The organism is Acinetobacter sp. SH024, from assembly GCF_000163635.1.
In the GTDB taxonomy this organism is placed as follows: domain Bacteria; phylum Pseudomonadota; class Gammaproteobacteria; order Pseudomonadales; family Moraxellaceae; genus Acinetobacter; species Acinetobacter pittii.
This window is the reverse complement of sequence record NZ_GG753601.1, coordinates 206896-220974: the sequence shown is the minus strand read 5'-3', so window position 1 is coordinate 220974 and position 14079 is coordinate 206896. Positions and strand designations below refer to the sequence as shown.

Below are 14079 nucleotides of genomic sequence, written 5' to 3'. Positions count from 1 at the left end.
TATAAAAAAATGTGACCGAGTGTTAATTTGCATAGAAAACCATGTATGATATTTTTAACGCTTGATTAAATGAAAAATCAATGGTTTTGAGTGAGTTTTACACTCACATTGGTGCGTTTTATTAAAAAATAAGTCTAGAGTTTTCTATGCCTTCTAAAATTAAGTTTAAACAGTCAACTCTCTCACATTCTATGCATTTAATTTTAAAAATGCAGGGCATTCCTAAACTTATTTGTAGCAGCTTGTTGTTAAGCGTTTGCGTAACGCCAAGTTTTGCTCAAACTTCTGTTGAGAATAGTTCATCAACAACTTTAAACCAGACAGTATCTGAGGAGTCAACTGAACAGTCAGCTCAGGTTAATGAGCAATATACTGCTCCAGTTACAGATATCGCTACACTTGTAACCCAAGCTCAGCAGCAACAAGATAGCTTGGCTATATTGCAACAACAAGAACAATTTCCAAATCAAATTGATGAATTTAAGCCAATTACTCTTGATAATCTTGAAGATTTACCCGATATGCCTGTTGATCAAAACATGGCAAATGAAATTTATAGGGTAGCGGAAGAAGCGAAGAATGAAGCACAGAACTTTCAAAATGGGACTCAGAAACTCCCTGAAGTTACTGTAAGCGATGCAACTCAATCTGAATTAAATCAAATTAATCAGGCACCTGTAAATATTGATCAGCTTATGCAAGAGATTAAGTCTGATAGTAAGATTGTAGTTGAAGCCAATGAGACTGGAAAAACACTGCCTGAATTGACACCAGAGGCCGAAGAACCGCCTGAGCAAGTTGGTTTCTTTAAGCGTATTTTAAATAAAGTACGTCCGCCACGTGCAATTCCGATGGAACAAGTACCGCGTATTAGCGCAGAGGTAGAAGGTGCTTCAGATGTGTTGGCTAAAAATATTAAAGGTAAGCTTTCAACATTTACCCAAGAGTCATTTGAAGACTTCAATGCTGCTTTACCTCAGCTTAGAACATTAAGTAATCAGGCTGCTCAAGCTGTTGGCTACTATAATGCTGAGTTCCGATTTGAAAAATTAAGTCCGAGTCGTGTTCGTGTCAGAGTGACACCAAATGAACCAGTACGAATTAATGAGCAAAATATTGAGTTTACCGGTCCAGGCGAAAAGCAGCCGCAATTTCAGGTTATTCGTTTAGTTCCCGATCAAGATGTGGGTGATATCTTTAACCACGGTTTATATGAAACCACTAAAAGCCGTATTGTTGATGCCGCATCTAATAATGGTTATTTTGATGCTTATTGGCGATTGCATGATGTAAAAGTAAGTCAGCCAGAAAATAAGGCCGATATCAATTTACGCTACGAGACTGGTGAGCGCTATAAATTAGACAAGGTCGAGTTTCGTATGAGTGATCCTTCGAAACCTTTGCCATTAAACCAAAATATCTTAGAAAGTATGGCGCCTTGGAAAGAGGGTGATGACTATGCCTTCTGGCGTGTAAATGTGCTCGCAAATAACCTAACCAACTCACGTTATTTCAATTACACCTTGGTTGATAGTATTAAACCAGACCCAATTGAAAAGCCACTTGAGCTACCACCAGATTTACAAGCTTTGGTGGATGAACAAAATATTGATGTTGATGAGTCTAATTTACTTTCACCAGAACAACGACAACTTGCGAAAGCACGTCAATTAGCGACATCCAATAAAGAAGTTACGCAGAACGTAGTCGATGAAAAACAGTTTGCCGGAACACAAAATGCGAAACAGGCAGAGCCTCAAACTGCAATGTTGCAAAGCGCCGCAGCTCAGCATGATGAACAGGAAACTGAACAGGATCGTTTACAAGCTCAAGCACGTGAAACAAAAAGAATTCCAGTTATTGTGACTTTAAATGCTGACAAGCTAAATAGTTTGGAAACTGGTATTGGTTATGGAACCGATACGGGGGCGCGTTTACGTAGTCAATATCGCCGTTCTATCGTAAATAAATATGGTCATTCTTTTGATGCCAACTTAGAAGTTTCTGAAATTCGTCAATCGATTGATGGTCGATATAGTATTCCCTATAAACATCCGTTAAATGACTATTTCAATATCGTTGGCGGTTATGAGCGTGAAACACGGGATGATATTGGTCCGGATGTAAGCCTGTTAACCGAATCTGCTGTTGTGGGCGGTGAGCGTATAATCAAACGTCCATTAGGTAATTGGCAGCATACTATTGGTGTTCGTTATCGTTTAGATCGTTTGACCCAAAAAGGTAATGTTGATATTTCTGAATTACCAGATGCTTTTAAAACAGCTGCATCTGAGCAAGAAGCATTATTGTTTAGTTATGAAACATCTAAAACCTCAAGTAATACACGTTTAAACCCAACAAAAGCTTTTAAACAAACTTATAAATTAGAATTAGGCAGTGAGAGTTTACTCTCAGATGCCAATATGGCGATTGCGAGTGCAGGCTGGAGATTTATTTATTCTCTAGGTAAAAATGATGATCACCAATTTGTTGGAAGATCTGACCTTAGTTATATTTTTACAGATGACTTTGACAAAGTTCCATACAATCTTAGATTCTTTACGGGTGGTGACCAAACGATTCGTGGATTTGACTATAAAAGTCTTTCTCCAGAAGTAGATGGATATAAAATTGGGGGCCAAGCTTTAGCTGTAGGTTCTTTAGAATATAACTATCAGTTCAAAGATGGATGGCGAGCAGCTGTTTTCTCTGACTTTGGTAATGCTTACGATAAAGATTTCAGTAATCCAGCAGCTTATAGTGTTGGGGTCGGAATTCGCTGGAAGTCTCCAATTGGGCCAATCCGTTTAGATGTCGCTTCGGGTATTTCAGATGAGAACCATCCGATTCGTTTACATTTCTTTATAGGCCCACAACTTTAAAAATAAAATTTTATTAGGTTTATTTTATGGCGGAAGTAGAACAGCAGCCCACTTCGGCACCAAGCTCTCCTAAGAAGAAGCGTCGCATTTTGCGTAGCTTCTTGCTGACGATATTGATCATATTGTTATTATTGGCTTCTTCGTTAGTCATCATGATGTCAACGGATCGCGGAAGCCGTTTTTTATTAGATCGAGTTTTAGAAGCTCAGAAAATAATTAAATATGAATATGAAGGCGGCAACTTATTGCGAGGCATTATTCTCAAAAATGTGTTGGTGCAATTAAAAGATGTCGATGTTTCATTAGATCGAGCTGATGTAGGCTTAGGATGGCGTTCTTTATTATTAGAAAAAGAAGTGCATTTAAGCCATGCAGATGTACGCAACTTACGTATTATTAATAAAACTCCGCCCTCTGGTAAACCGTTTGAATTTAAACCAATCAAGTTACCCTTTGTTTTACGCGTAGATGAAGGTGATGTTGATCATTTAGAAATTAAGTTGGCAACCTCAGATGTAAGTTTTCATGACGTTCATTTGCAGGATGCACTTTGGTCAGAGACCAAACTGGAATTTGAAAAATCTAGTATGGATATGGGCTATCTTTCAGTCCATAACGCAACAGGTAAAATGGATTTCAGTGGTAAATATCCATTAGATGCCACAGCAGATTTAAGAATCCCATCTTTAAAAAGTCTAAATATTCAAAATATTAAAGTGGCTGCTCGGGGAAGTTTAGATACTATAAAAGCTGGGGTTGCAACAACCACTCCCGATCTATTAACAGGTTGGGTAATATTGCATCCTGTTCGCGATGAAGTTCCAATGCAAGGTGAACTATTATTAAAAAACTATCATTTACCTTTGCTACAAGAACAAAAACTATTTGCAAAAAATGGTGTGATTAAGTTTCAAGGTGATATTAAACAGCTTAATTTGGCACTTGATACAGATTTAAAGGGTGAGAATTTACCTGAAGGTCAGTACAACGCTTTAATGAATACTGATTTAGTTCATCAGCTTAATATTACCGATTTTAATGGCCAAGTTATGAAAGGTGCCGTTAATCTTAAAGGTCTGGTGAATTGGAAAGATCATGTGACTTGGGACATCAAAGGTCGTTTAGATCGCATTAATCCTAAAGACAAAGCGATTCCTCAGGTGGTTCAAGACTTCTTACCGCCAAGTTTAGATGCTGCTATTGCTTCAACTGGTTCTTTGGAAAAAGGCACAGAAGTATTTGCTAACGTTGATTTTGACCGTTATGAGTCTTGGAAACTCAAGCTTAATCAGGCGCCTGAAAAAAATAATAAACCTCAACCAATGCTCATGAATGTGGCGTGGGCGAATATAGACCGTGCAATGCCTTATATTGGATGGTTAAGTAGTGATAATGGTCAAGTCGATTTAACATTACGTGACGGTCAACAAGATATTAAGGTTGCTACAAAAGTATATCAGCATGAAAAAACTTTATTGCCAGCAGGACAATATCTAGCCAACCTGAATGTTAAAGATAATATCTTAAATGTGCCTAATTTTAGTTTTGCTGCTGAAAAAGGTAGCTTAACAGGTCAGGCTAAAGTTTTATTACCTACTGAAAAACGTCAGCTGGCTTGGAATGCTTTATTAAATGCAAACGATTTTAATCCGCAAAGTATTCAAGCAGCAGCGCCAGTTAATCTGTTAAACGGTTCGATTAAGGCAAATGGTTTCGCTAAACCAAACCAGCAAATTATTCAGTTTGAGAAAATTGATTTAACTGGTCGATTGGCTCAAGCAGGTCAAGAAACTGTAAGTTTAGGTGGAAAAAGTACAGCAGCATTATTATTTCATGATGTTAAAGCTGGTGGCGGCTTTAAAGGCTTTGCGGTTAATTATGACGGGTCTTTAAAAGCCTTAAAACAGGCAAATGGTTTGTTGAAGTTTTCTATAGCGGGCACGCCAGATTTTATTCGAATTAGCCAGTTACAACATGATGGTGTGGCTGGAAAAATCTATGCTACTGGTTCTGTCAATTTAAAAGACCGCATTGCATGGGATATTAATAGTTCATTAGTACGCTTTAAGCCTCAATATTTTGCCTCAACTGTTAAAGGTGAAATTTCAGGAAATCTGAAAACTCAAGGGGTTTGGTCTGATCACTTGAAGCGAATTAATATTCAGCAATTGAATCTTGCAGGCTTTTTAAATAATAAACCTGTTCGGGGTAAGGGTAATCTATCTCTATTGATGGATTCCAATCAAAATGGCTTTTTACCTCAGCAATTTGAAGCAAATAACTTATTTTTAGTGTATGGACAGAACCAGCTACAAGCTACTGGCAATGCACAAAATCTAAAAATTAAGCTGAATGCGCCAGCACTCTACGAGTTATATCCGGGACTGCGTGGTCGAGCTTATGGTGATTTGAATGTTCAATCACAACCACGTTTAAAAGCAACAGCCAATATTGCCGTAGATAATTTTGCTTTTAATACACTCGTAAGTGTGAAGAGATTGAGTATTCAGGGTGAGCTTCCAACATCGGAAACAACACCGACTCAATTAACCGCAAAATTAAATAATCTGCGTAGCGGAAATAGAGAAATCCAGTCCGCTGAAGTGAATTTGACAGGAACAAGAAAAGCACATTTATTAAAAGTACTTGGCAATAATAGTGTTTCCAAGTTCTATGTTCAGCTGGCAGGCGGGTTTAACCAAAAGAATGATTGGTTAGGTCAAATTCAGAAAGGAAGTTTTGATTCACGACGAATTCGTCTGGCACAAAATCAAAATGCTCCAGTAATTTTTTCTTCTGCGAAATCTGAGCTATATGTGGGCCAACATTGCTGGCAAAGTACCAATAGTCAGCTCTGTTTTGATCAGCCTGTAAGAGTGAGTAAAGCACGAGGGAATATTTCCTTTGTAACTCAGAACATGGACTTAAGTGATTTCGCGGCATTTATGCCAGAAGGCTTAGCGATGACTGGACAATTAAATGGTTACGCTAAGGCATCGTGGGTAAATGGCGGTAATCCAAAACTTGATGCGCGTTTAATTACGCGTAAAGGTGAAATCGGTTTAGCTGCTGAAGATCCACAAGATCCTGCAACGACTTTGGCTTATGATGAGTTAGGGGTAATTGCAAAAAGTGTATCAGAGGGTCTGTTATTTCGTGTTGATGTGAAAACACCAGATATTGGTACGGGTTACGCGAACGTTATTATCAACCCATTCCAGTCATCAATGCCAATGCATGGTGAAGTGGCCTTTAATGATGTTCAATTAAAAGTCTTGAAACCATTTATTCAAGATGTTCGCTCAATGAGTGGGACGTTAGCCTTGGCTGGTAAAGTCAACGGTACATTAACTCAACCTCAATTTACTGGTGAAATGCGCCTGAAGAATGGTGCGATCAGCATGATTTCTCTGCCAGTGAATCTAACCAATGTGCAGGTGTATTCATCAATTCGTCAGGATATGGCAACAATTGATGGAGCGTTTAATAGTGGGCAAGGTGTAGGCTTGCTTAAAGGTAGTTTTGAGTGGAAAGATGCGCCGCGCCTTCAATTAAATCTGAAAGGTGATAATTTACTGGTACGTCAAGCGCCATTAATTACAGCAATTGCCAACCCGAATCTGACACTTGATATGTATCCTTTTGATAAGCGTTTAAGCTTAAAAGGATCAGTAGATGTTCCTCGTGCACGTATTTCAATGCCAGAAACGACTGTTCCAATTATTAATACTTCATCAGATGTTCGCATTGTGCGCCAAGGTCAAGATCCACTTGCAATTTTACGGGCCGCTAAATCTTGGGATATTCGAGCTGATATTTCTGTTAATATTGGAAAACAAGTTATCTTCCAAGGCTTTAACAGTAATATTCCATTAGTTGGTCGTCTAAACTTAAGCCAACGTGGTTATGAAACTGCAATGAGAGCTAATGGAGCGATTGGTGTCAGCCAAAAAGTGAAAATTGAAGCTTATGGACAAAGTCTAGACTTGAACCGAGCAATTGCCCGTTTTAATGGACCATTGGCTAACCCGACTTTAGATATCGATGCGAACAAAAATGTTCAGGGAAGCATGGTTGGCGTACGTGTTACGGGTACTGCGACATCACCAAACATTCAGGTTTATAACGATGCAGGTCTATCTGAGCAAGAAGCATTGAACGCGCTCGTTACGGGTCGTATTAATGAAGGTTCGAGTGGCTTGAGTAATGCAGAAGGTTTTAAATCTGATGTAAACAACACCATTGCTGCTGCGGGTATTAGTATGGGCTTGGGTGGTACACGTGCTTTAACTAACCAGATTGGACGTACGTTTGGTTTGAGCGGTTTAGCTTTAGATGCACAAGGTACAGGTGATGATACGCAAGTGAGTTTAACGGGTTATATCACACCAGATCTGTTTATTCGCTATGGTGTTGGAGTGTTTACTCCTGTAAACAAACTCACTTTACGTTATCAAATGAATCGACGTTTATATTTAGAAGCAAGTCAATCTCTAGAAAGAGCAATCGATCTTTTCTACAACTGGCGCTTTTAGTTAGTTGAAACTAATAATGAATGAATTAAGAGCTCACTATTGTGGGCTTTTAATTTAATAACGTCTTCATAACATTTAAAAAAGTTGAGTGTTTATCATCTAAAGTATCGCTTCTCTTAAGAGTAAAGAAGCCTTGGATAGGTATTGGTTAAAGAAAATTCACTTGAAAATTGCTGTTTTATAAATTAGTTTTCAGAAACATTAAATGAAATTAGATTGATATACCTTGTTGATAAATGCAAATAAGGTGGTTTTTTTCAAGGATATAGTAGTGAATATAGATACTTATGTTGAAATTAAAAATGGCAAGGAAAACGATATCAACGTTAAATATCGTGGCCTAATTCAAAAATTAACAGCAACATTGTCATTGACGCTCTTGTCATTTGGATGGTGCTCCACCGTAAATGCTGCACAACAACAAATTGCTTTAGTAGGAACATGGACATCAATTCCTAATGCACCGCTTGCGCAAAAACCAAAACAAGCCAGTGAAGGTTTGTACCAGCTTCAAGTGAATAAGGATGGAACTTTAACTCCTGTTAAAGTGCTGAAAATGAAAAGTCCTTCTTGGATTGTGAAATCGAAAGATGGTCGTTTTGCATATACCACTAATGAAGAAAACGAAGGTGCGGTGACTGCATTATCTATTCAAAACGGAAAGGTGGAAGTGTTGAACACTGTGGATAGTCATGGTGGACATCCAACACATGCAACAATCAGTTTAGATGGTAAGTTCCTGTTTGTATCGAACTATTCTGCATTCGATAAAGGCCGTGGTGGTGTGGCTGTTTTGCCAATTTTACCAAATGGCCATTTGGGTGAAAAAGTACAAAATATAGTTTTTGAGGAAGGTTCTGGCCACGTTAAAGGTCGCCAAGAAAGTGGTCATGCTCATTCGACAACTTTCAGTCCAGATGGTAAGTATTTATATGCTAGCGATCTTGGAAATGACAAAGTCTATACATTTCATTATAACCCGAACAAGGCTCAGCCACTTGAAGCGGATACTAACCGCGATGTAACTTTTACGCATGGTTCTGGCCCGCGTCATATGGTCTTTTCACCAAATGGCAAACATGCGTATGTTACCGCAGAAATGCGAAGTGAAATTGTGACATTTAACGTGCAAGATGGTCATTTGAAAAAAGTGGCTGAGCTAAAACTAATCCACGAGGATAAAACACCTGAATTTAAGAGTGCGAGTGGAATTATCCTTAGCCCAAATGGTAAATATGTGATTGCTGCCAATCGAGGTGCAGACAACAAACTTTTAGTATTTAAAATCCAACAGAATGGATTGCTAGCTAAGCCAGTTGCTTATAAAGCGAATGGTATTGAACCACGTGCCTTCTCATTTGATGCATCTGGTAAATATCTATATGTAACCAATGTTTATAGTAACAATATTAGTTTATTCCGTTTTGATGCAAAAAATGGCACCTTAAAACCAGCTGGCGATGCAGCAAAAATATCAACACCTACGGATATTAAATTCTTTAATTAATCCAAAACATGAAACAGGCATGTCTAATGCTTAATACAAAAGACCGAGATTTTTTGATCTCGGTTTTTTATAGCAGTTTTGGCAAAAACGATGATTTTCCGTATGATATGGACAGCAATAATTAGTGTAGTGAAATGATGAAAAAGATTTTATTGATTGCAATGAGTTTGCTCTTTGTGGGTTGTTCAGAAAAGAAACCATTAACACCAGAAGAGCAGTGGCATGGCTTTTGTACTAGCGTAGGAAATGCTGCAAGAAGTATTGTTTTTGATCGTCAGCAAGCAATTGAAAAAACGCAGGCAGTTGAGCATGCAAATAAGATTGAAGATGAGATAACTAAAAAATTCATTCTTAATGTTATTGAAAAAGTTTATGCAATTCCAAAAGAAGAACTGACAAAAGATCCTCAAGCAATCCAAGAAAAAGTTAGAAAGCAAATGATGAATGAATGTTTGGCAACCCCTCATGACAAAATGCCAAAATATAAATCATTCTAATTGTGGATGAGGTTATTGAATTTTCATCTGGCTGAAGCTCTTTTTGCTTAAAAATAGCTCAATTTTACCCAATATGCTCATTATTTGAACATAGGTATTTAGATACAAAATAATGGGCATCACGGAGAAACACCCCGCGCTCATTAACTTTTACCTTGAACTCTAGTAAACTTTTGTAGTCCATATTACTTGTGAAGCTTTTAAGAAAGCTGGAATTTGCAAGTAATTTTTCAAAAAAAGAGGAATGAACACCGTGCTAGAAGCTTACCGCCAACACGTTGAAGAACGTGCCGCACTCGGAGTCCCACCGAAGCCACTTGATGACGCTCAAACAGCTCAGCTTGTTGAACTATTAAAAAATCCACCAGCAGGCGAAGAAGCGTTCTTGGTAGATTTGCTTGAAAACCGTGTTCCTGCAGGTGTTGACCAAGCAGCTTACGTAAAGGCAGCATTCTTGGCAGCGATTGCAAAAGGCGAAGCAACTTCACCACTCGTTTCTAAAGAACGTGCAGTTTACTTACTTGGCACTATGCTAGGTGGTTATAACGTAGCACCACTTGTTGAACTTCTTGACAATGCTGAACTTGCAGGCTTAGCTGCTGAAGCATTAAAGAAAACTCTTCTTGTATTTGATGCATTCCATGATGTAGCAGATAAAGCAAAAGCTGGTAATGCAGCTGCTAAAGCTGTTTTACAATCTTGGGCTGAAGCAGAATGGTTCACTAGCCGTCCTGACGTTCCAGAAGAAATCAAAATCACTGTGTTTAAAGTAACTGGTGAAACAAATACTGATGACTTGTCTCCAGCTCAAGATGCTTGGAGCCGTCCAGACATTCCATTACACGCAAATGCAATGTTGAAAAACGAGCGTGATGGTATCAACCCTGAAAAACCAGGTGAAGTTGGTCCATTAAGCCAAATTAAAGAACTTATCGCTAAAGGCAATCAAGTTGCTTACGTTGGTGACGTTGTTGGTACAGGTTCAAGCCGTAAGTCTGCAACTAACTCTGTTCTTTGGTTCTTTGGTGATGAACTTCCACACATTCCAAACAAAAAAGACGGTGGTGTGTGCTTAGGTTCTAAGATCGCTCCAATTTTCTTCAATACTATGGAAGATGCAGGTGCATTACCTGTAGAAATCGACGTTGCTAATATGAACATGGGCGACGAAGTAGTATTGAAAATTGACCATGCTGCTGCAAAAGTAACTGCTTTTAAAGATGGCGTGCAAATCTCTGAAGCAGATCTTAAAACTCCAGTACTTTTAGACGAAGTACGTGCTGGTGGTCGTATTAACTTGATCATTGGTCGTGGTTTAACTGCTAAAGCACGTGAAGAATTAGGTCTTGCACCTTCTACATTATTCCGTACTCCAGTACAACCTGCTGACACTGGCAAAGGCTTCACACAAGCTCAAAAAATGGTTGGCCGCGCATGTGGTTTACCAGAAGGTCAAGGTATCCGTCCAGGAACTTACTGTGAACCTAAAATGACTACAGTTGGTTCTCAAGATACAACAGGTCCAATGACTCGTGACGAGTTAAAAGACTTAGCATGCTTGGGCTTCTCATCTGACTTAGTGATGCAGTCTTTCTGTCACACTGCTGCGTATCCAAAACCAGTTGACGTAACAACTCACCATACATTACCTGACTTCATCATGAACCGTGGTGGTGTATCTTTACGTCCAGGTGACGGTATTATCCACTCTTGGTTAAACCGTATGTTACTTCCAGATACAGTAGGTACTGGTGGTGACTCACATACTCGTTTCCCAATCGGTATTTCATTCCCAGCGGGTTCTGGTCTTGTTGCGTTCGCAGCAGCAACTGGTGTTATGCCACTTGATATGCCTGAATCTGTACTTGTTAAGTTTAAAGGTAAAATGCAACCTGGTATCACTTTACGTGACCTTGTACATGCAATTCCTTACTACGCAATTCAAGCGGGTGATTTAACTGTAGAGAAGAAAGGTAAGAAAAATATCTTCTCTGGTCGTATCCTTGAGATCGATTTATCAGAAATGGAAAATGACTTGACTGTTGAGCAAGCATTCGAACTTTCTGATGCGTCAGCTGAACGTTCTGCTGCTGGCTGTTCAATCACACTTTCTGAAGAGAAAGTTGCTGAATACCTACGTTCTAACATCACGATGTTGAAGTGGATGATCGCAGAAGGTTATGGCGATGCACGTACACTTGCTCGTCGTGCTGAAAACATGCAGAAGTGGTTAGATAACCCAAGCTTGTTAAAAGCTGATGCTGATGCAGAATACCTAAAAGTTTACGAAATCGATCTTGCTGACATCAAAGAACCAATTCTTTGTTGCCCGAACGATCCAGATGACGCGAAACTTCTTTCTGACGTTCAAGGCGACAAAATTGATGAAGTATTCATCGGTTCTTGTATGACGAATATCGGTCACTTCCGTGCAGCTGGTCAGTTACTAGATAAAGTACCTGGTGGTTCATTGTCTACTCGTTTATGGTTGGCTCCACCAACTCGTATGGACGAGCACCAATTAATGGAAGAAGGCTTGTATAACATCTATGGTCGTGCTGGTGCACGTACAGAGATGCCTGGCTGTTCATTATGTATGGGTAACCAAGCACGTGTAGCGCCGAACACAACATGTGTATCGACTTCTACTCGTAACTTCCCGAACCGTTTAGGTCAAGGTGCTAACGTTTACTTAGCGTCTGCTGAGCTTGCATCTGTAGCTGCGGTTCTTGGTAAATTACCAAGCCCAGAAGAATATCAACAGTACGCGTCGCAAATCGACAGCGCTTCTGCTGACATCTACAAATACTTAAACTTCGACAAGATGAGCGAATATACTAAAGAAGCTGATCAAGTTGATACTAAGAAAATCCAAGCTGCTCAATTGACTTAATACGTCAATTTAGTAAAAAAAGGAGCTGATTATTCAGCTCCTTTTTATTTTAAATGAGACTTTGTACATTATTAGACTTAGAAAATAATAAATAGATCAAATTTTATTTAATGAAAATGTAAAAATAAATATTACTCTAGATATTAAATTGATTTTTGTTTTAAAATATTCGAACGAACTTGAAAATAATTAAAAAAATATGAGTATTTTATATAGGGAACTTAAGAATGCTAAAGACAATTGTTGAATTTAAATTTGATGATTATCAATTATATGACCAAAAAACTTATGCTGATGAAGGTGGTATTTTAGTTCAAAAAACTGAAGATATTGCACAATATATTTTTAGTATATTAAAGAATAGATATCATTTAAATGTAGAGTTATATAGTGAAACCTGGGGGTGGGAAATTGAGATTCCCTTAGCTGAAATAACGATGTATCTTGGAATAAGTGTCTATGAAGAATATAGTAATGGATTCGCAATTTTTATTTCTCCAAATACTCCGATTTTAAGAAAATTTCTATTTAGAAAAATTGATATTACTCATCATATTATGATGTTGCAAAATTATATAAATATTATCTTAAAATCGCATCCAGGCATCTATGATGTGATGTGGTGGGAAGAGAATGAATTTCGATGTGTAGCCACGAATTGATGAAAAAATTTAAGGCTCAAATATTGGGGTAAGTAAAACAAAAATTGTTAAAGACTATATTGGTGAATAGAGGCGATGAGCTTACTATATCTACAATATTAAGTGGTCAGATCAATATGCATAATTCAGCTTGGAAGGGATTACGTAAGTTTTTTTATAATAATCTTCATAACCATGACTATGAAACGACGGTAAGTAAATGCATTAACTATTTTTTAGTTATTTTAATTATTGGTAACGTCGCTGCTGTTTTATTAGAAACAGTAAATGATTTGTACTCAAATTATCGTATTTGGTTTGACTACTTTGAGAATATTTCAATCGCAATTTTTAGTATTGAGTATTTATTAAGGTTGTGGAGTGTTGCAGATCGAGATACGACACAATCCGCATGGAAAACTCGCTTGAATTGGATGAAAAGTGGGGAAGCAATTATTGATTTGATGGCAATTTTGCCAGCTTACCTGAATTTCTTTGTACGAATCGATCTTCGTATGCTTCGGATTTTACGTCTACTTCGTTTATTAAAATTAACACGCTATTTTATCTCACTACAGATATTGTTATGTGTGATTAAACGCGAGAAGGGATCTTTTCAAGCAGTTATCTTTATTTTAATTATCATGATTATTATGACTGCTTCTGGAATTTATGTGGTTGAAAACAAAGCTCAGCCAGAAGCTTTTAGCTCAATACCTAAATCTATGTGGTGGGCAGTGGTTACCTTAACTACAGTGGGGTATGGCGATGTCACTCCTGTAACTAGCCTAGGAAAGTTATTAGGGGCGCTTATTACTATTTTAGGTGTGGGTATTGCAGCATTGCCTGCTGGTATTTTGGCGTCTGGACTTGCAAATGAGCTTAATCAACGGAATCAGAGACTAGAGCAAGAGTTTCGTGAGCTACTTCAAGCACGAGGTATTGATATTTTACATGATGAAATTGAAATAGAGCGGGTCCGTCAAAAAGTAGGATTGCCAAAAGAGCAAGCGCATAACCTGATTATTCAAATTATGCGTGAAAAAGTATTAGAGGAAGAAGAGACGGTTCGAGAGAAAAAATGTTATTGCCCGCACTGTGGTGGAAAGCTAACTGATTAGAAA

General features: G+C 38.2%; 7 protein-coding genes. All 7 read left to right on the top strand.

Features of this window, described 5'->3' with window-relative positions:
• Positions 1 to 146 precede the first annotated feature (146 nt).
• The 7 genes from HMPREF0013_RS13660 (at position 147) to HMPREF0013_RS13630 (ending at position 14076) form a co-directional block, all read left to right on the top strand.
• Positions 147 to 2882, top strand: coding sequence for an autotransporter assembly complex protein TamA (locus tag HMPREF0013_RS13660; protein ID WP_002119628.1), 2736 nt, complete (start codon positions 147 to 149; stop codon positions 2880 to 2882).
• A gap of 26 nt (positions 2883 to 2908) precedes the next feature.
• Entirely contained in the window at positions 2909 to 7417 is a 4509-nt protein-coding gene (locus tag HMPREF0013_RS13655; RefSeq protein WP_002119577.1) for a translocation/assembly module TamB domain-containing protein, read from the top strand.
• A 271-nt stretch (positions 7418 to 7688) separates the two neighbouring features.
• Positions 7689 to 8924 carry a lactonase family protein gene (locus tag HMPREF0013_RS13650; protein WP_002119597.1) on the top strand — a complete coding sequence of 412 codons (1236 nt, stop codon included), beginning with the start codon at positions 7689 to 7691 and terminating at the stop codon, positions 8922 to 8924.
• A gap of 134 nt (positions 8925 to 9058) precedes the next feature.
• Complete coding sequence (locus tag HMPREF0013_RS13645) at positions 9059 to 9421, top strand: hypothetical protein (protein WP_005073636.1); 363 nt, start codon at positions 9059 to 9061, stop codon at positions 9419 to 9421.
• 253 nt (positions 9422 to 9674) lie between these two features.
• Entirely contained in the window at positions 9675 to 12314 is a 2640-nt protein-coding gene (locus tag HMPREF0013_RS13640; RefSeq protein ID WP_002119674.1) for a bifunctional aconitate hydratase 2/2-methylisocitrate dehydratase, read from the top strand.
• A gap of 227 nt (positions 12315 to 12541) precedes the next feature.
• Complete coding sequence (locus tag HMPREF0013_RS13635; protein ID WP_002119709.1) at positions 12542 to 12976, top strand: hypothetical protein; 435 nt, start codon at positions 12542 to 12544, stop codon at positions 12974 to 12976.
• 116 nt (positions 12977 to 13092) lie between these two features.
• Positions 13093 to 14076 (top strand): ion transporter, encoded by a 984-nt coding sequence (locus HMPREF0013_RS13630; protein ID WP_005073642.1) that lies wholly within the window; start codon positions 13093 to 13095, stop codon positions 14074 to 14076.
• Positions 14077 to 14079 lie beyond the last annotated feature (3 nt).

What these genes read in the sequence shown, in the direction of transcription:
- HMPREF0013_RS13655 (WP_002119577.1), top strand. Translation starts at nt 2,909, where the DNA reads ATGGCGGAAGTAGAACAGCAGCCCACTTCGGCACCAAGCTCTCCTAAG.
- HMPREF0013_RS13635 (WP_002119709.1), top strand. Translation starts at nt 12,542, where the DNA reads ATGCTAAAGACAATTGTTGAATTTAAATTTGATGATTATCAATTATAT.
- HMPREF0013_RS13660 (WP_002119628.1), top strand. Translation starts at nt 147, where the DNA reads ATGCCTTCTAAAATTAAGTTTAAACAGTCAACTCTCTCACATTCTATG.
- HMPREF0013_RS13645 (WP_005073636.1), top strand. Translation starts at nt 9,059, where the DNA reads ATGATGAAAAAGATTTTATTGATTGCAATGAGTTTGCTCTTTGTGGGT.
- HMPREF0013_RS13630 (WP_005073642.1), top strand. Translation starts at nt 13,093, where the DNA reads ATGCATAATTCAGCTTGGAAGGGATTACGTAAGTTTTTTTATAATAAT.